At 42.1% G+C, this 19,979-nt stretch carries 18 protein-coding genes; 2 read left to right on the forward strand and 16 right to left on the reverse strand.

Annotated elements, in window-relative coordinates; all coding sequences use genetic code 11:
• The first annotated feature begins 62 nt into the window (after positions 1-62).
• Both K401_RS0129660 and K401_RS0129665 read left to right on the forward strand, forming a co-directional pair.
• Positions 63-764, forward strand: coding sequence for a response regulator transcription factor (locus K401_RS0129660; protein WP_024296355.1), 702 nt, complete (start codon positions 63-65; stop codon positions 762-764).
• Positions 757-2,070: a sensor histidine kinase gene (locus K401_RS0129665; RefSeq protein WP_024296356.1), complete on the forward strand. Its 1,314-nt coding sequence runs from the start codon at positions 757-759 to the stop codon at positions 2,068-2,070. The genes K401_RS0129660 and K401_RS0129665 overlap by 8 nt, the downstream gene beginning before the upstream one ends.
• Here the strand turns inward: K401_RS0129665 and K401_RS0129670 are convergent.
• The 16 genes from K401_RS0129670 to mmsB all read right to left on the reverse strand — a co-directional run bounded on the left by K401_RS0129670 (position 2,067) and on the right by mmsB (position 19,978).
• Positions 2,067-2,684, reverse strand: coding sequence for an ABC transporter ATP-binding protein (locus K401_RS0129670; RefSeq protein WP_024296357.1), 618 nt, complete (start codon positions 2,682-2,684; stop codon positions 2,067-2,069). The two genes, K401_RS0129665 and K401_RS0129670, sit on opposite strands and share 4 nt — an antisense overlap.
• Positions 2,674-3,606, reverse strand: a complete 933-nt coding sequence (locus tag K401_RS0129675) for an ABC transporter ATP-binding protein (RefSeq protein WP_024296358.1) — start codon at positions 3,604-3,606, stop codon at positions 2,674-2,676. The genes K401_RS0129670 and K401_RS0129675 overlap by 11 nt, the downstream gene beginning before the upstream one ends.
• Before the next feature lie 8 nt (positions 3,607-3,614).
• Positions 3,615-4,469, reverse strand: a complete 855-nt coding sequence (locus tag K401_RS0129680; RefSeq protein ID WP_024296359.1) for an ABC transporter permease — start codon at positions 4,467-4,469, stop codon at positions 3,615-3,617.
• Entirely contained in the window at positions 4,459-5,448 is a 990-nt protein-coding gene (locus tag K401_RS0129685) for an ABC transporter permease (RefSeq protein WP_024296360.1), read from the reverse strand. Before K401_RS0129685 ends, K401_RS0129680 begins: the two co-directional genes overlap by 11 nt.
• Before the next feature lie 87 nt (positions 5,449-5,535).
• The gene (locus tag K401_RS0129690; RefSeq protein ID WP_024296361.1) at positions 5,536-7,182 is read right to left on the reverse strand and encodes an ABC transporter substrate-binding protein; all 1,647 of its coding nucleotides are present in this window, start codon (positions 7,180-7,182) and stop codon (positions 5,536-5,538) included.
• Positions 7,183-7,726: 544 nt separating this feature from the next.
• Positions 7,727-8,944: an AAA family ATPase gene (locus K401_RS0129695; RefSeq protein WP_024296362.1), complete on the reverse strand. Its 1,218-nt coding sequence runs from the start codon at positions 8,942-8,944 to the stop codon at positions 7,727-7,729.
• Positions 8,945-9,102: 158 nt separating this feature from the next.
• Positions 9,103-9,297, reverse strand: coding sequence for a hypothetical protein (locus K401_RS0129700; RefSeq protein WP_024296363.1), 195 nt, complete (start codon positions 9,295-9,297; stop codon positions 9,103-9,105).
• 2 nt (positions 9,298-9,299) lie between these two features.
• A complete protein-coding gene (locus K401_RS0129705) occupies positions 9,300-12,350 on the reverse strand; it encodes an efflux RND transporter permease subunit (RefSeq protein WP_024296364.1) in 3,051 nt (1,016 codons plus the stop codon).
• Positions 12,347-13,426, reverse strand: a complete 1,080-nt coding sequence (locus K401_RS0129710) for an efflux RND transporter periplasmic adaptor subunit (RefSeq protein WP_024296365.1) — start codon at positions 13,424-13,426, stop codon at positions 12,347-12,349. Before K401_RS0129710 ends, K401_RS0129705 begins: the two co-directional genes overlap by 4 nt.
• A gap of 65 nt (positions 13,427-13,491) precedes the next feature.
• Positions 13,492-14,325 (reverse strand): SDR family oxidoreductase, encoded by an 834-nt coding sequence (locus K401_RS0129715; RefSeq protein ID WP_242842341.1) that lies wholly within the window; start codon positions 14,323-14,325, stop codon positions 13,492-13,494.
• Positions 14,326-14,371: 46 nt separating this feature from the next.
• Positions 14,372-15,172, reverse strand: coding sequence for an SDR family NAD(P)-dependent oxidoreductase (locus K401_RS0129720; protein ID WP_024296367.1), 801 nt, complete (start codon positions 15,170-15,172; stop codon positions 14,372-14,374).
• Between the two features lie 182 nt (positions 15,173-15,354).
• A complete protein-coding gene (locus K401_RS0129725; protein WP_166435305.1) occupies positions 15,355-16,281 on the reverse strand; it encodes a sensor histidine kinase in 927 nt (308 codons plus the stop codon).
• A gap of 170 nt (positions 16,282-16,451) precedes the next feature.
• A complete protein-coding gene (locus K401_RS0129730) occupies positions 16,452-17,129 on the reverse strand; it encodes a response regulator transcription factor (protein WP_024296369.1) in 678 nt (225 codons plus the stop codon).
• A 287-nt stretch (positions 17,130-17,416) separates the two neighbouring features.
• Positions 17,417-17,695: a hypothetical protein gene (locus tag K401_RS0129735; protein WP_024296370.1), complete on the reverse strand. Its 279-nt coding sequence runs from the start codon at positions 17,693-17,695 to the stop codon at positions 17,417-17,419.
• Complete coding sequence (locus K401_RS0129740; RefSeq protein WP_024296371.1) at positions 17,688-18,791, reverse strand: GntR family transcriptional regulator; 1,104 nt, start codon at positions 18,789-18,791, stop codon at positions 17,688-17,690. The genes K401_RS0129735 and K401_RS0129740 overlap by 8 nt, the downstream gene beginning before the upstream one ends.
• 20 nt (positions 18,792-18,811) lie before the next feature.
• Positions 18,812-19,978, reverse strand: coding sequence for a multiple monosaccharide ABC transporter permease (mmsB, locus tag K401_RS0129745; protein ID WP_024296372.1), 1,167 nt, complete (start codon positions 19,976-19,978; stop codon positions 18,812-18,814).
• Position 19,979: the final 1 nt, after the last annotated feature.

Here is a 19,979-nt window from a genome sequence, read left to right on the forward strand (position 1 = left end):
TGTAATATGAGAGCATACACACATTACTAAATATATTCAGCTATATGCAGGAGGGAAGCTTAATGCGAACATCAACTATATTGATCGTAGATGATGATAAAGATATATGTGAAGTAACGGCCGCCTTGCTGCAAAGCCAGGGCTATTCCACATTACAGGCCAACAACGGGAAGGATGCAGTGTCCATGGTTGGAAAAGATATTGATCTGATTATTTTAGATATCATGATGCCTGGAGATTCCGGTTTTACTGTGTGTGAGAAAATGCGCAGGGTGACGACCGCACCTATTCTGTACTTAAGTGCTAAAAGCTTACCAAAGGATAAAGAAACTGCATTTAATTCAGGGGGAGATGATTACTTAACAAAGCCCTTTATTCCGGGTGAACTTCTGATAAGGGTAAAGGCCATGCTCAGAAGGTATCACATTTACTCAGGCAGCAAACAACATTCCCGCCTAAACTCAGATTTTATTCAGATTAACGAGCTGGCCATACACCCAACCTCCGGAGAAGTTTTTTTGAATGATTCACCTATATTTTTGAGACACAAAGAATATCAGCTTTTATCTTATCTTGCACAAAATAGAAGGGTCGTTTTTTCGGTGCAGGTCCTTTATGAAGAGCTTTGGGCTGAGCCATATCTTCCCTCTGCAAACAATACAGTGATGGTGCATATTCGGAATCTAAGACAAAAAGTAGAGAAAGATCCCCAGCATCCCAAATACATTCTCACTGTTTGGGGGGAGGGGTATCAGATTGTTTAGTCTTAAGTTAGGCTCGAAGTTAGCCTTATGTACATTATCAGCATTTATCATTGCAACCCTGATTTTTTTTGTTGCTCATTCCATGGGTTCAATGTGGATTGATCATAAATTTCAAGATGCTGCCTTTGCCGAACAGCAGCAACATCTAGAGCTGCAAAAATTACAAGAGCATATTGACAATTGTCAAGCATCTGCTCTGGATTATCATTTTGTGTCCGCTTGGGTAAAGGAACGAGAGCTGACCTCTCTGTTTTTATATTATGGGGACCGTCTTATTTATGATTCAACAATTTCCTATCATGCAGGCAATTTATTGAGCGGCAGGTTAACTGCTCCCCTGCCATGGCAAAAAACGTATCCCTTGCAATTCCGTGATGTTGAAGTAACCGCAGTTATCAGCACTTTTGCGCGTCATCGCTTCGAGGATAATTTGAATTATATCTGTCTGGCTGTTTTTTTCTTAGTCTTTCTGCTTGTTATGCTTTGGTATATGCAGAGAAAAGTAGTTTATATACACTGTCTTGCAAAAGAAATCCGAAATATAGAAGCAGGCAACCTTAATAATCCGATTACACTTAGAGGAAATGATGAGCTTTCCTCTCTTGCTCAGGATGTTGATAAAATGCGCTGTGCTTTGCTTAGACAAATTATTCTTTTTCAAAAGGCACGCAAGGATCGTGATCAATTTGCCGTGCATATGTCTCATGATTTGCGTACCCCTATAACCAGTTTAATTGGCTATTTGGATATTGTGAATCAAAAACGCTTTCCTGATATAAAACTGCAGCAGCAATATCTTCATAAGGCAGAGGAAAAAGCACTACAGCTTAAGAACCTTTCTGAAAATATGTTTAATCATTTTATGGTAAGCATGGATGAAGCGCAATCAGAAGATACCTTTTGTGACTGCGCAACAATTAACTTATTAATCGAAGATGGTGTTTTCATGCTGGAATCACAATTGTTTCAATCTGTATTCACAAAACCCAAAGAAGAAACCGAGTTTTTTTCCATCAAAAAGGCTTCCTTACAACGAATATTGGATAACATTTTTTCCAACCTTTTAAAATATGCCGATCCCGCTTTTCCAATTGAAATATACTTCCAAAGATCAGAGCATGTATTTGTGCTGTCTTTTTGCAATCATATACTGAAAAAAAACTCCGACACTGTTTCCAGCGCCGGAGTTGGTTTGAAAAGTGCCCGCGAAATTGCGTTTCAAAGCGGAGGTGTGTTACAAATAAGTAAAGACGATTCTTTGTTTCAAGTTATACTTAGTATCCCTATTATATCGGTGATATCTTAACGTTGAATCTCGTTGAGAGCGGGAAGATCAATGATGCGCGTACATACCTTTTGAGACAACGCCTTGCTATGTGTAACTATAATCATCCCCATTTCCCGTTCTTTTACTTCAGAAAGCACCAGCTGCCATATCTGGGCCTGCGTAATGACGTCCAGCATGGTGCTGATTTCATCAGCAAGCAAAAACTTTGTTTTCGGTCCCAAGATACGGGCAATGCAAAATCGCTGCATTTCACCTCCGCTCAATTCATTTGGCCAGCGGTCCAGCCACTGCTTTTCAATGCCGATTTTTTGCAGGAACGCATCATCCGGCGTCCACGCTTCCTCCAAAATCTGCCGCATTTTCCACCGCTCATTGATTGCTTTTTCAGGATGCTGATAAATCATCTGCACCGGGCAGTAGCCAGTTGCAGGCAGGGGCTTCCCCTCAAAAAGGATTTCCCCCTCTGTGGGTACCAAATAGCCCGCAAGCAGTTTGGACAGCGTGCTTTTCCCGTAACCGGAAGGGCCGACCAATCCAACGCGCTCCCCCTTGCTAACTGTGAAACTTACGTTTTTTAATATCATCTCTTTTTTTGAATATCCGAAGCTTACATTTTTTACTTCAAGTAGCATGCTTGCACCTCACCTCTCCTTCCCGCAGTTCACGCATTTCTATTGTTCCGGTGCATGCATCGGTGCGTAACCGGCAGCGTGGCGCAAAGGGGCAGCCGCTTGGCAAGCTGCCTGCATAGGGCTGTAATCCGGAAATTGGAATGAAATCATTCTGCGGCAAAGCATCCCACAAAGCCTTTGTATAAGGATGGCGCAGATGGTCTTTCCCTGCAATAAAATCCTGAACCGGTGCAATTTCAACTGTCGTGCCCGCATAAAAAACAGCGATCTTGTCTGCAATGCTGAGCGCCAAATCAATGTCATGGGTAATCAGCATGACGGCATTTCCCTGATCGGCAATTTCACGGAAATAGCGCATGGTTTCCTCCGCCACCTCCGCATTAAGTCCCGGGGTAGGCTCATCAGCTATGATGAGATGTGCATCTGTAATGACCGCTGTAGACACCAAGACTCGCCGAGCCATTCCTCCGGAAAGCTGAAATGGATATTTCTGTGCTGTTTCCGGTACAAGACCAAAACGACGGAAAACATCTTGCTGCTGTTTTTCTGACCCATGAATGCCGCTGACCTGTTTGCCAACATGCATCATAGGATCTAAGTAGCCCACAGACTGAGGGACCAGGGCGATTTCCTTTCCCCTCAGCTTTCTTTGAAGCCGGGGCGTAAGCTCTCTTCCGCAATACCTCATGGAACCCGCCCAAGAGCTGTTGCTTGGCAATATTCCTAAAATAGCATGAGCAAGAAGACTTTTTCCGCTCCCGGAAGAACCCACTACTGCTAATATTTCACCTGCGTTTATAGCTATGTCAAGGTTCGAAATCACCTTTAATTCCTTTTGGTTCAGCCCCCGGTCATACATCCGAAAACAAATCGATAAATCATTAACCTCTAATACAGGAGGTTTTTCTTTTTTCTGCAACATATACTCTCCTATTCCTGTGCGCTGTATGGATCTATAATCATTCGAAGATTGTCTCCAATGGCATCAAAAAGCAGTACAATAATCAGAAGAGCCGCACCGGGCAGCACGGTCAGCCACCAAAAGCCTGAGGTCAAATAGCGCATGGACTCCGATAAGATGACACCCACCGCCGGTTCTTCCGGTGATAGTCCAAACCCAAGAAAGGTGATGGATGCTTCATGTAAAATTGCATGCGGGAATAACAGAATTAAACCAACAATGAACTGCGGAATTACATGAGGAAGGATATGCCGTACGGCAATAAACATACGGCTGTGTCCCATCTTACGGGATGCATGAACAAATTGGCCATTCTTTACCGACATGACCTCTGCGCGAACAATTCGAGCCAGATTCGGCCAGTGACTGATTGCAATTCCTACCATAACACCCCGCAAACCTTTGCCCAGCATAAATGAAATCAGCATCAGCAAAATCAGGTGGGGGATCCCCTGCACCATATCAATCAGCCATAAAATCAACTGATCCACTTTCTTGCCCATGACAGCGGAAAGTGTCCCCAGAATAACCGCTATCATAGAACTGATACCTGCGGCTAACATACCAATCAGAATACTGGTCGAAAGCCCCTTTATGGTACGGGCAAGCATATCCCTTCCCATCCAATCGGTTCCAAAGAGATGTGAAAACGACGGGGCTTGATTCTTATTTTCAAAATTGGTGGCATAGGCATCCGAAGGCATTAAAATCCCTGCAATCGCAACACCAAGCAGGATGACAATGGCAGCTATGATAGTGATTAATGTCCATGTGCGTCGATTGATAAAAAGCTTTTTTTCTGTAGCTATTGCTTTATTTGTCATGTGCGGCCTCCCTGATCTGAGGATCAATAATGGGATAAAGCAGATTTGCGATCATATTACCACAAAATACAAACAAAGCGCTAAATAATGCAACTCCCATTAGCAGCGGTGTATCACCATGCGTTCCTGCCAATACAGCCGCCTGTCCGATCCCTGTATAGGAGAAGACATTCTCTGCCAACACTGATCCTCCAAATAATTCACTGATTGCTGCAAACTGCAAAGTTACTGCCGGTAAAAGGATATTGCGAAATCCATGGCGGCGTATTGCCTGCCACTTTCCTTCTCCTCGTGCTTGTGCAAAAAGCATAAAGTCACTTTCCAGAATGTCTATGAGCTTCTGCCGGGTATGTAACGCGATACTGGAAACACCCGTAATGGATAATGTAACGGCAGGCAGCACCAGATGGTGCAGTCTTTCCCAAATGGTAACCTCTCCAGCCAGCTTGCCGATAGGTGTCGCCAGCCCCAGCGGAAACCACCCAAGATTTACCCCAAACACCATCATTAACAGCAGTCCCAACCAAAATGCCGGACTGGATGACAGCAGCAGGCACACAGCTTTGATACCTTTGTCAACTATACTGTGACGATAGGCCGCAGCAATAACACCCAACAGAAATCCAAAAACTCCGGACAAGATCCATGCAACGCCCATCAGCATAATGGATTGTGTAAACCGCTCCCCGATTACTGCTGTTACCGGCTGCTGAAAATAATAGGACTTGCCCATGTCTCCTTTTGATACGGCTTTTATCCAATTGATCAGTCGGCCGGCGGGCGGCTCATCCAACCCCCAATACTGGGCAATTGCCTCTCTCTGCTCCTCACTGATCGCACTCTCGGAGCCGACATAAGCGCTTATGGGGTCAATTGGGGATGCGTTCGCCAACAAAAAGGTAATAATAACCACTGCAATCAATAAGGTTATCCCACGTAAAAGGCTTCGTGCAATTATTTGAATTAGGCTCTTATTCATTTGGTTCGACACCTCTCCTTTCTTCCTGTAAAAAGCGGCCAAGCCGCTTAATTGGCATGGCCGCGTTCCTTGATATTAAATTGCAGACTATTTTACAGAACTCCAATTCATAATATTGCCCAGCACCGCAAACCCATGGTCATGAGGATGGATCTTTTGTTCTCCAATGCTGATACCATCTCGTACAAAATACAGATGGCTGATATTTACGATGTAAATGTAGGGTGCATCACCAAGAATACTTCCTCCTGTGGTTCCATCCCACTGGGCTTTCTGCCAATATTGATTGGCTTCTTCTTGAGTGGTAGATGCTACAGCTGCATCCAGATATTTGTCTACAGTTGCATTTTTATATGCTACTATATTATACCATCCGCCTTTTGCTGCATAAGGACCGTAAAGTGCATTGATAACAGGTGTTGGATTGTAATCGCCGCCGCCCAGCATGAACGCATCCTTGTGCTTTCTCGGTGTACGGTCTGCGGAAGATAGTCCCTCAGTTATTACATTGATACCAAACGCTTTTGCCTGCTCACTAAAGGCCATGGAAATGGACTGGCGAGTCGAGTCATCAGAAGCATAGATTAAACTGAATTCTGCTTTTTGCCCATCCTTTTCACGAATTCCATCTCCGTCTGTGTCTGCCCATCCGGCTTCTTCTAAAATTTGCTTAGCTGCATCTACATTGCCGTCAGTTAAAATAATATCCTTATTGTCCCACGGCAGACCCTGCGAAATGGTGAAAGCAACATCCCCATAGCCGTTAAGTACCGTATCAATAATTTTTTGACGATTGATACCGTTTGCCAGGGCCTTTCGTATTGCCAAATCACTGGTGACTTCGTTTCCAATGGGATATCCTTCACTACTGGTTTCACCCGGTTTTTGAACGGGAAGTGCTACGCTGCGGAAATCATTGGTTTTGCAGTCTACCAGATTGTAACCTGGCATTCCTTTAACGGCCAGATTTTCTGAAATTTTTGCTACGTCTACCTGGCCCGCCTGTAATGCTGCATACGCTGCGTCGTCACTAAGAAACAGAAGCACAAGGCGTTTGAATGGCGGCTTTCCGTCATAATATTCTTCATTTGCTTCTGCAATAAGCTGCTGACCTTTATCCCACTGTACAAACTTGTAAGGGCCGGAACCGATAGGTGCCTGTGCATAAGTGTCGCTGTAAGCGTGTTCCGGTACAATTCCTAGTGCAGCTGTCTGATAAACAAAAATTGACATGGGGGATTTCATGTGAAATACAACGGTTGTATCATCAACTGCTTCAGCCATGTCCAACAGAGTCAGGTCAACGGTAGAAATACCAATTTCCTTTGTCTTATTGTATGTAAATGCGACATCCTTTGCAGTCAGCTTTACTCCATCATGAAAAAGTACATCATCACGGATGGTAAATGTCCAGGTCAACCCATCCTCACTGACTTTGTAATCTGTTGCCAAGTCACTTTTCAGCTGGTTATTGATATCAGTATCCAGTAATTTACTTTGAAATAGTGGCGTACCGTGGCTTCCCCAGCCCTTGCAGGGATCGTATCCCGATTCCTTTTCTCCGCCAACTGCAACAATTACTTCATCCTTTGCGGCTACGTTTTTTACCGTACTCGAATCGGAAGAAGACGATGACGATTCATTTGAAGGTACTTGGGACGAACAACCGGCCATAAGCAGTACGATACTCATCACTCCTGCTGCAAGTCTTGTTTTATTCCATTGTCTTTTCATAAGAAGCATATCTCCCTTTCTATGATTATAAGTAGTTAGCTTAATCTAACTCCACTGCAAAATTATAGTTTCTTCTGAAAAAAATGACAATAGATATTGTAACGATTTCAGATTATTTAAGAATTATGAAATGCCATCTAAATTGTATTTAAAATTATTTCTTGTTCATGGAATAACATGATTCAGAGTGTGATTAGTTGAGATCAAAACAACACTTTTTCAGATTTGTTTATTAACATTTAATATTTTTGAGATGACTTATCCCGATTTTCTGACTGCACACAAAAACCCTTCCCGACGTGGTTATTACGTATATGGTCTGTGTGGCTGTTTTTGTGATTGTAACGCTTTTAGACTGGCGTCTGGGAATTGCAGTTATATCAACCGTACCTTTTGTATTTATCCTGATGTCGATTTTCAATTTAAGCCACAAGCATTCATGCCTAGAGCCTCTTCATATTTTTAATATTTCCCTTCAAACGAAATCTTAACAACACCAAAGTACATCATGGCAATTCGCCCTAGCTGACAATTAACACAGAAATTATAAGATATAATCCTTAAAAATAGGAATAGTTCTATATCTTTCCAAAAAGTTCAATGATAAATTTGAACCAGCTCGTACCATCATGTCTGCCAGAGTGTATAGCCTTGATTCGTGGTATTCATTGATTTCCACAAAAGCCACCTCATCTCTCCGAAATTGCTGATTATTTAAAACAGAGTAATCATTAATTGTGAAAATAAGCTGAACATTCTCATTACTATCCCGTTGAAAAAAATCTATTATAAATTTCGCAACAGTCGGTTGAAATTCGTCAGAAATATTGTCAATGATTAAGATTCCCCCTTTTTGGCATAGATTGTATATTTTTATAAATAAGAACAGACATTTCATTGTGCTGTCGGAAACATTTGTAAAGTTCATATATTGTGTCTTGTATTGCCCGGTGGTCCGAGATTTCACGCGATATCCAAGCATGGGAATACCTTGTTCAACAATAAGGTCTTCCACAGGAATTCCCAGCTTTTGAAGCTGCTCCAAACCAAAATCAAGTGCATCATGATTTTCCAGTATTTTATAAATTTTCTCTTCTATAGCTGCATTACTAAGTAATTGGAATGGTTCAAGAAAATCAAAACAATACACAATATGTTCATAAAAAAAACATTCAAACGGTTCCATTATATCTGTAATTTCCGGAATGTCCAAACATGATAGAACAGAACAAAATAATCGTTTATCATTTGGACGGAAAGCAGTCTGTTTATCAAAAAGTTTTTCAAACCTGCGTCCGACGGATATTACTCCTGCAGCCCTTGTATATACCACATGATGATCTACAGTCAGATGCTCTGCAAGAATATTCTGATTTTTAATAGTGAAGCCATATTCATAAACACGCTGGCCACTTACAAAAGAAATTTCCATTTCCGTAGGCTGATGATTCATATCTGTTATTTGATAAGGAACAATCTTACTTTTGCAGTTTAAGTCCAAAAGCGATATGTAATATTTTTCTGAAATACCCTTCAGTAAAAAAAGCTGTCTGTAAATAAGAGAGTGAAAACTCACAAGTGCAAGAAATAAATTAGTTTTACCACTTGAGCCGGCCCCATAAACAGCCAGAGTCTTTATCAGCCTTTTGCTGTCAGCCTGGATCAGATGGCTCGGGTGTTCCTCATAATTTAATGCACTCATATCAATAAAAACTTCGTACAAAAAGGAACGAAAATTTTTAAAGCGAAAAGATAATATCATTGCGTCATTCCTCCTCTGCGTGGCGGATGTTTAATAGTATATTTAAATAGTTGCATACTCTAGATCTATTTATATGTTTGGTATTTCGAACGGCCATTATCTTAACTATGATTGTAAAATTGTTCATCGTATAAAGACGTGAGTACCTATGCCACCGCCTACTGAACCAATCTCTTCACAATCCAATTAACAATATATTCAGCATCCGCCTCTTTATCTGTTTTCGCGGTGCGCACCGCACTTTTAGCATCTGAAACTGTATCATCTCCCGATATGGAACTTCTGGCATCACTTGCCGCATCCCGGTAATACTGAGCATACTGATCCCTTATAACAAGGTCATCTTGTTTCAAACCTATTCAGTCACCAGATTCTTTCGTTTCTTTCTCTCTTTCTTCCCCTTTCTGCACATAATATTGTAATATACAGGAAGCATAAGGAGACTTAAAACTGTGGAAGCGGTAAGACCTCCTATATTGACAATAGCAAGACCCTGCATCATTTCTCCTGAGTGGCCCAATGCAAGTGCCATTGGAATCATAGACAGCACCGTTGTGAGAGTTGTCATGAGGATTGGACGCAGCCTAGTAGCTCCTGCTTCAATCATTGCTTCTTCAAGAGACATCTCCTCTTTGTACTGATTGACCGTATCCACGTAAAGAATCCCACTGTTTACAACCGTTCCAACAAGCATCAAAAATCCGAGCATTACAACCATGCTCAATTCGCAGCCTGCGAAGAACAACAAGCCAAAAGCACCAATAAGGCTGAATGGAATAGTAGTCATGACCATAAAGGAAAACCTTGGTGATTCAAACTGAGCAGCCATTACTACAAATACCAGAAAAACTGCCAGAATAATTGCGGTAAGAAGAGTGGTAAGTTCCTCTGCCGTCGTTTCATCTACTGAACTGACCCCCAGGCTCACAAGAGGATTCATATTCGGCACTACAACTTCACTGTTAATGGTACCTTTCGTTTTCTTATCTGCTGCTGATGTATAATCTCCGGTAATCGTTACGACATATTGCTTATCTTCTCTCGTAATACTTGCCGGGCTGTCCTGAAAGCTTAATTCCGCTACATCATCTAAAGCTGTAAAACCGCCATTTGAAAGGGACAGGGTCATATTCCGGATCTGATCCATTGTCTTGAATTCGTCTTCCGCATATTGGACTTTTACATCCACATCATCACCATCTACTTCTATTGATTTCGCATTCACCCCATTAATCGCCTGATAAATGCTGTGCCCGATAGAAGATGGGCTTATGCCTTTTGCTTTTGCCTTTACCGGATCCACAGTTACTTCCACAACAGGCGCAGAGTTCTCTATCGAAGAATGTATCCTGGTAAGCTCCGGCCTATCCATTAATTTTGATACAAGTTCTTCAGAGGTCCTTTTTAACTGATCATAATTTGCACTTTTCATGATCAGTTCGTAAGTATCTCCAGAACTGTTCATGTTTGCATAAGAATTTTCTCCTACTGTAATGCTGCAATCTGATACATGGCTTAACTTCTCTTTAAAAATATCCACCGCCTGATCTGTCGGTATCTTCCTGTTGTCTTTTAAATATACAAGTATCGTTGCAGAACTTCCTGCACTGACTCCGCTTCCTCCATAACTGGTTATATAAGAATCCATTTCCCCGTAATCGGAGAATGCAGCTTCTACTTTTTCCAGCAGTTCATCCACTTCATTTGTCTTAAGCCCCGGAACCATATTCACCGTAATGGCAAGCTGTCCCTGGTCATCCGCAGTGATCAAACTAACTTTGAGCTGCGCGGCCATAAGGAAGGATACTAAAAGCAGAAGAACAGATACTGACATGACTGTTTTCTTTTTAGGCAGAATATAGCGCATAATTGTTCTGTAAGCATCCTGAAGTTTTTGTATAGGCGCGGACAAAGGAGCCAGGGCTTCCTCCGGCTTATATATTAAATAACATAATGGTACGATCGTTATTGCCGATATCAGGGAAGCTCCCATACAAAATACGATAGTAAATCCCAGAGGCTTAAACATCTGTCCTGCCATACCGCTTAAGAAAGCAAGCGGGAGAAATACCACACAGGTGGTCAGGGTAGAACCGAAAACCGAAGATGCCACAATCTCCGAACCCTTCAATGCATCCTTAAAGTAATCGATGAATTCTTTCTTTTCCTGTGCCGTCACCCGGAAGCAGCTTTCCATCACCACAATGGAATTATCCACCATCATCCCCACTCCCATGGATAATGCTGCAAGGGTCAGCATATTCAGGGAATAGTCCATGAATTTCATCAGAATAAGTGCCGCCAGAATGGAAACCGGTATAGAGCTTCCGACAATTAGGGAAGCTTTCAGATCTCCAAAGAAGAGCCAGATAACTATCATGGAAATAATGATACCAAGAACAACCGTTTCTGCTATGGAAAACAAGGAGGCCATGATATCCTCTGAGCTGTCATGAATCATTTGTATATCTAATTCCGGATTCACCGATTCCAGCGCTTTCATTGCACTTTTCACTTCTTTCGAAAGTTCTGCAGCAGTGGAGCTTTGCTGTTTGCTTATAGAAAGAGAAACCGTATTGTTTCCGTTATAGCGGGCAATACTTCCCTCTTTTTCACTTGTTGTATAAATAGATGCAATATCCCCCAGATAAACAATATTATTACCGGGTGCTGTAAGCGGTATATTCTGCAGGGAATCCTCTGTATCAAACTTCAGCCGCGAGGATATTGCTGCTTTTTTTCTGCCTACCTCTATTGCTCCCCCTGGCATCTTTACATCAGATGCAGAAATATCATTTGCTACAGAAGACATGGAAAGTTTATACTGCTGCATCTTTTCCATGTTCAGTTCTACCTTGATATAATCCTCACTTCCGCCCGCAATTGATACCTCTGCTGCATTGGACAGCTTTTCAAATTCCGGCACGATGTCTTGTTTTACATAATCATATTGATTTTCAGTTTCTCCTCCACTGACAACCAGAGCAATATCAGCAGTGGAGGCCATATTCAATTCCATCACCACCGGTACTTCAGAATCCTCCGGCAAATTTGAGGAAATTCCGTCTATTTTCTTTTTTAGATCATCGTAGGCCTTATCAAGATCTGTTCCGTATTCATATTGTAACGTGACGGTGGAGCGATTTTCCGAAGATTTTGATGTCACCTTTTTAATACCGCTTAGTGAACCAACTGCACTCTCAATTTCTTTACCAATTAATTCATCTATATCCTTTGGCTGAGCTCCAGGATACGCCGTCACGACCATAAGCATGGGCATGCTCATCTCAGGAGTCAGCTCCTGTCTGGAATCCTTAACAGAAGAGATACCAAATACTACCAGGCACAGAAGACACATGATGATGGTAACAGGCCGTTTCAAAACAATTTTTGTTAAATTATTCATGCCTTAGGTTCTCCTTTTGTTTCTTCACTCCTGCTCATCTCCAACACTTCTGCCCCCTCGTAAAGCTCCGGGCTCCAGGTAGTAATGACTGCCATATCCTTCTGAATTCCTTCCTTCACCTCCAACAGATTCAGATCATAAATACCGGCTTCTATAAAAATTTTATGTACAATCCCATTATCATAAGTAAAGACATATGGTTTGCTGTTCTCATAGTAGACGGAATCCACAGGAACCGTAAGCACCTGCTCCGCGCGATTGGAACATACCGACAGCTTGACACTCGTCCCGGAGGATAAATCGTTTTCTCCGATCATCTGGATTTTAATCTTAAAGAGTCCTGTCTTTTCATCTGCCATCCCACTTATTTCAGAAATGGTTCCCTCCAGATCTTCTCCGCCTTCTTTCACTTTTACCGTGTCTCCAAGCTGTACCTGGCGTTTTAATTTCTCTGTCAGGCTTGAAGAAATAATTTTATTTCCCTCTCCGGAAATAACAAAGATCTGATCACTCACTGACACCTTGTCAAATCCCTCTATGCTGCAGCTCTCAATTTTGCCGCTGATCGGGGACTTGATATTGCTGTAGGAAATCTGATTTTCATATTCCTCCTTCGCCTGTCTAAAAGCAATCTCTGACTTTTTTGCCGAATTTGTATACCCCTGATATTCCTGCTCTGAGATAGATCCGCTCTGATAAAGTACAGCCATGCGTCCCAAAGTATCATGAGCTTCTTTATATGTAACTTCAGCATTATCCATGGTATTCTTTGCGTTCTGTACTTTATTTGTGTCAATCACACAGAGAAGCTGTCCCTGATTTACCGTATCACCGGCTTTTACGGGAACTTGTGTAATGGTTCCCGCTGCTTCCGGAAAAATCCTGACTACCGTCTCTGGTTCCACGGTTCCGATCAGGCTGGTATACAACTCAATTGTGCCAACCTCAGGATATACTGTTTCCACAACCGGCAGCACATCAATCTTCTCTGTAACCTTTTTTTCATTAACCCGAATAATGACCGGCACAATCAGTATAACTGCGATTATTCCAAGTAATAAAACTTTCTTTTTCATTTTCTGCTCCTTATAAAAATCATTATTATTTGATCCTGATTCATCGGCAAGGAGACCGCGTACATTTAAACAACCTTTTTCAGCATTGCATTTACTCCGGATGCAACCAATCCGCCGTCACACAAAATATCTACTCCGGTTAAATATCCTGCGCCTTCACTGGCACAATATGAGAAGAGACTGGCTATTTCTTCCACCCTCCCAGGTCTTTTTACCGCACAGAATTTTATGAAAGATGCTGCTTCTTCTTTCTCCAGTTCACCCATAGGTGTATCGAAATTGCCTGGTGATATGGAAAGTACTCTGGCCCCCTTACTGCCAAATCTGGCTGCATCGTGTTTTGCAAACCAGATGACAAAATTTTTTGAAATTCCATATGCGATACCGGAACGATATTTTTCCGGATAAAGATTAATACGTTTCATTACCTTTTTCATGAAATGTTCCGGATCTTCCCGGCTGTACTTATATAATCTGACAGGCATTACTAATTTAGGAGTTAAATAAGCGGACATGGAAGACACATCAATCAAACAGGAGCCTTCTTCCATCACTTTGTAAAAAGCATTATTAATATAAATGGTACCAAGCGCATTCACTTCAATAATCGTTTTTGCATCTCCCATATGGGGAGACATTCCGGCTGCATGTATTACGGCTGCCACTGACCCTTTCGCTTTCGAATAAAAAGCCAACTTCTCCGTACTGGTATAATCAGAGACATCGCAGGGGTATGCTTCAGCCTGGATTCCCTCCGCTTTCAATTCATTTACCGCTTCTTCCAGCTTCTGCGGATTTCTTCCACATATGATAATATAATAATTTTTTCCCATTTCTTTGGCAGCAGCCAGCCCCATGCCGCTGCCACCCCCTGTAATTACACAAATCCTGCGCATCATTCCGTTCCCCTTTCTAATGATCCAACGCTTCATTAATATGAAAAAATTAATGCTTATTGGCTGCCAGTACTTTTCTTATTAATTTCATCGCATATTCAGGCCACAAGCGATATAAGGCGTTCATTATTCTGCAATCCTTTCCTATAAATACCCGAAAACGGTTATTTTCCATCGCTGCTACAATCAGCTTTGCAGCCTGCTCAGGAGACAGCAGGTTCTTGGCTCTTGCATCTTCTGCCACTGATTTACTTCCTTTTATTTCTGAATTTATTTTGATATCCGTGGCAACACCACCCGGAAATACGACTGTAACGTTCACAGTTGTATTCGCAAGTTCTGAATGGAGTGCTTCTGTCATAACTTTTACAGCTGCTTTTGAAGCACCATAAATTCCCTGTCCAGGAACGGGCAGGAAACCGCCCATACTGGATATATTGATCAAATGGGATTCCGGACGTTCTTTTAAAAATGGCAGAAATGACTTTGTCATATAAAGCGTTCCGTAAAAATTCACATTCATTACACGATCAATGTGATCCAGTTCCAATTCTTCCAGTTTTAAAAAAGGTTGTATGATACCGGCACAGTTTATAAGTCCATCTATATTTTTATACTTTGATACTGCCTCATCTGTAAATGCAACTACGTCTCTTATATTTGAAATATCAACAGCATGTGTGTATAACCTGCTGTTATTTCCAGAAATTTCAATCGTTTCATTTAGTGCCATCTGGTTTTTATCAACAGCAATTACCGTAGCTCCTTTGGAAAGCAGTTCAAGTACCAATTGCCTTCCTACACCGTTTCCGCCACCCGTTACTACAATATTCTTATTGAATGCTTTCATCGCCATCTCCTCCTGAGAATGAAATACTGATTACTTGTTCATTGTAAAAAGCTTTTGTAAACTCAACGTAAACTTACATGTACAGCATAAAAGTTTTAAAAAAGGGCTGTATACGGTTAGAACTGTTCCCTGTCAATCAGACAGGAGAAAAAAGTTCAAGCCATATACAGCCTTTTTTTCTCTTATTTATTTCTAATTCTTTGTACTGGAGCTTTCAACAATACTGAAAATGTACTTCCCTGTCCCGGAGCGCTGGTTGCTGTTATCTCACCTCCGCACAAATCAATAATTCGTTTCACTATTGACAGACCAAGTCCAAACCCCATGGTGGAATGGGAGGAATCTCCCTGATAGTATTTGTCAAATATATGCTTTACGGTTCTTTCATCCATTCCAATTCCCGTATCCGATATATTAACCGTTATCTGATCTCCGACAGAAACCATTATTATGGTAATTTCTCCGCCATGGGGCGTGAATTTAACCGCATTGCTGATAAGATTCATCCAGATCTGATGCATCAGTTCCGCGCTGCCGAAATACTTTACCGGAGACAATTCCATATTTAAGGCAATCTCTTTTTTCTCCATTTCCCGGAACAATAAAATCGCGCATTTTTTAATCTGTTCATCCAAATCGAATACTTTCTTATCCGTTATAACCTCCTGCGCATCCAGCTTTGAAAGCAAAAGAGTGTTTTGGGAAAGCGACGCCAATCGATGGGATTCCTCCGCTATGATCTGTAGATATTGTTTTCTATCCTCATCGCTGATATAGTCCTCCAGCAGCAGTTCTGCGAATCCATGAATGGATGTTATGGGAGTTTTAAATTCATGAGAAAAATCATTCATGAAATTCTGCATTTCTATTTTCGTATTCTTAAGTTCCCGGACCATACGGTTAAAATTCCGATACATATCTTTATATTCCCCCGAACCGTTCAAATCCAGTTCAATATCCAGATTTCCTTCGGCCACGTAGTTGATTCCATTCGAAATTTTATCCATCCGAAATTTCAGAGTTTTTATGATTCTGATAATCGCTGCCCCTGCCACCAGGCCCATACACGGAATCATAGCCAGCATATAAATTGCATTATTTTCTCTCATATCAAATTTCAGAAAAGTAATAAGTCCAAAAGCCATAACAGAACTGATGAGTATTAAAATATAAAACCATACAGCCCAATGTAAAGTAAGTGTTTCTCTTTTTTCAAATTTAATTTTTAATTTCATGTGCATCCCATTTCTAATGAAGCTTCTGTTTTTATTAAAAAGGTCTATTTTTCACAAAGCTCGGATTTATACCCAAGCCCCCTGATTGTAATGATTTCAAACTCCGGACAGTCTGCAAATTTATTTCTCAGTCTGTTTATATGGGTCTTTATCGTTGTCTCATCGCTGTTGGTATCATATCCCCATATTTCATCAAGAAGCTGAGTTTTTGTAAAAATCATACCAGGATAGGAAAGAAGTTTATAAAGAAGTTCAAACTCCTTTTTTGCAAGCTCTGTCTTTTCTCCTGCCTTTCTTGCTACTGTATAGGTAGTCGAATCCAGAGTAATATCTCCGATAATTATTTTTCTTTCACTGGCTATATTGGCTCTTCTAAGCAAAGCTTTTATTCGCCAGAGAAGCTCCTCATAATTAATAGGCTTTGTCATATAATCATCCGTACCCGAAGCAAAGCCTGTCTTCTTATCATCAAACGTATGCATTGCGGTCAGCATAATAACCGGTATCTGTATTCCTGATTCCCGCAATCCCTTTACCATATCATAACCATTCATAACAGGCATCTGTATATCTGCAATAATGAGATCAACATGTTTTTGCTCCAGTATTTCAAGCGCCTTTTCTCCATTTTCAGCTTCTGCCACTGTATAATATGGTTTCAGTCTTGCACAGGTAAGCAACCGTGTATGTCTATCATCTTCAACAATCAGTATTGTTGCCATATGGTTATAACTCCTTCCGATTATTTTTGTTACTGTTTGCATCCGAATAATTTGTAATAATCCTGCTAAGCTGTTATTAATTTCCCGCTGAGTGATTCGATTTCTCTCCTACTCTTGTTCGTACCAAACCACAGTCCTCCTAAACATTTTCATTTCAGATTTTATCTGTTTAAATAAAAATAGTCAAGGATACTTTATGCCAGATTTCCCAGCCATGCTCAACAGGTTAAAGTCCGTAAAGAAAGGAGCCGTCCATATTGACAACTCCCTATTTCATAAAAAACAAATCAATTTTCCTTATTGTCTCCTTCTATCCTGTCCGCTTCTTCCTCCCCCGGACGCACATATTCCCTCCGAAGCAGCTTTTTCACAGACCATCCCACAAGCAATATACCAACCACAAGGAATATGACCATAGCTGACACTTGAACCAGATTTCGGACCCCGGAAGACATTGAAAGCTCCGTTATCATTTGGTACCCAAGATAAACCAGATAGCCACCGCCCACAAGCCGCAGGATCAGGGTACTCTGAGGTGGATTAGAGGAACCTTTCTTCTCACTCATTAGCATTCTCCTTTGATATAAATTTCACAGACTCCCTTTCAACAGCTTCCGAATCAAAGAGGTAATTCCCATCAAAACACGGATTCTCTATCAGCTTTATCATATGTTCCGCCGCCTTTCTTCCCAGGGCCTCCATTGGATGGGGAAAGGAGGTGACGGGAACCTCTCCCAAAGTTGCCAGATCAGAATTGTCAATGCTGACAAGGGATAAGTCCTCCGGTATGCGGATTCCTCTTTTTAAGCAGATTCCAGACAACAGGTTTGCCACTTCATCATTATAGCAGACCACCCCTGTGCAGCCCTCCAGCCGCTGGAACAGATATTCCGCCCATAACTCCATATCTTTCAGGCTCTCGGAATCGATCCACAGAATTCTCTTTCCGTCCAGCTTAAAGCCTGCCCTCTCCATACTTTTTGCAAAACCAGAATATCTTAAATGGCCCTGACCGTCATCACATTTAAAAATCCCCCCTATCTCCTTGTGCCCAGCTCTAATCAGATATTCTGCCGCTTTCTCCCCTACAAGCGCGTCATTAAGTGATACGCAGGGAAGATTTAACTCCGGATAACGGCTGTTAAAAAATAAAACCGGAACCTGCTGTCCCATCAGCTTCTTATAATAGTGCAAATTAGGGTTGGGCAGGGCGCTTTTTGCAGGTTCCACAATCAAACCATCGATCAGTCCTTTTTCCAGAATTTTATCCAGCGCCTCTCGTTCCCGTTCAGTCCGGTTTCCGGTAAATGCCACCTGCATGGTATAACCAGACTTGGAAAGCACACGTTCAATCCCCTTAAGCACTGCCGGAAATATATAGCTGTCTACATAGGTGCTGATGACAGCTATATTAAAATATTTTTCCTGACTTCCTCCCCGGGCACAGCCGCCTGCATAAGTTCCGCTTCCCTGTATCCGCGTCACCAGCTTCCTCTGCTCCAGAACGTCGATTGCATGGCGTATCGTCTGCCTGCTTAAATGAAACTGAAGGCTCATCTCGTTTTCAGAGGGGAGCTTATCGCCCCTCCCGATGCTGCCGTTTTCAATCTGTTCCTGTACCCATTGGACAACCGCCATATATTTTGCTTTCCGTGCCTGCATCTTCCATCCCTATCTTTCAGCTATTTTTTTCTCTTTGATAATAAGTCTATCGTAACTGCCCCCAAAAGTACAGCACCTTTTACGATTTTCTGGATGTCGGTGGACCAGCCGTAAAGGGACATACCATTGTTCAAAATACCCATGATAAATGCGCCGACAACAGCTCCGATAATCGTGCCCACGCCTCCGGTTGTCGCAGCTCCTCCGATATAGCAGGAAGCGATGGCATCCATTTCAAACTGGTCTCCCGCCTTGGGAGTTGCGGAAGCGTTTCTGGCAGAGAGAACGATACCGGCAATGGCGCACAGGATGCCCATATTGGTATATACCCAGAAAAAGACCTTTCCCGTATTGATGCCGGAAAGCTTTGCCGCTTTCGCATTGCCGCCTAAAGCGTAAATCTGCCGCCCAGCCACAGTCCTGCTTGTAATGAAATGATAGAGGACAACCAACGCGCCCATGATCACCAGAACAAACGGAATACCATTATAACGGGACAGCTTGTAGAAGAAAAACCAGACAATCACCAGAATCACACCCACCTTTAATACAGACTGCCACAGAGGATTGACAGGAAAACCATATTTCTTCTTTGTCCGTATGCTCCTTATTTCGGCGAAAATAATGAGTGCAAAGGCGGTAAGGGCAACTCCAATGGATACCATATCCAAAGTCCCCGTAGCAAACGGAATTTTAACGGTAGGCAGAAAGCCTGCGCCAATGTATGTATAGTTTGTGGGAAGAGGCCCCTTTGTCTGGGCCTTTAATAGGGTATAGGTAAGCCCCCGGCCCATTAACATGGTCGCCAGCGTCACAATAAAGGGAGGAATGGAAAGCTTTGACACAAAAAATCCTACAAACATACCGGATAATGTGCCGATTGCCAGGGCTGCCAGAATCGCCATCCACATGCTGGCCTTATAGTCCACGATCATAATGCCTACAGCCGCTCCGCAGACCGCAACGATAGAACCTACACCTAAGTCAATATTTCCGGTCAATACGCACAGCAGCATGCCGACCGCAAGGATGACGATATAGCTGTTCTGCATAATCAGGTTATTAATGTTTGCCGGGGACATGTTTTTTCCGCCTGTCATTACCGCAAAAATGAGAAATACCGCAATAAGAGCCAGTACCATGCCGTATTCTTTCATATTAATATTAACCGTCTTTTTCTTGTCCATC

This window comes from Lacrimispora indolis DSM 755 (genome assembly GCF_000526995.1).
In the GTDB taxonomy this organism is placed as follows: Bacteria; Bacillota; Clostridia; order Lachnospirales; family Lachnospiraceae; genus Lacrimispora; species Lacrimispora indolis.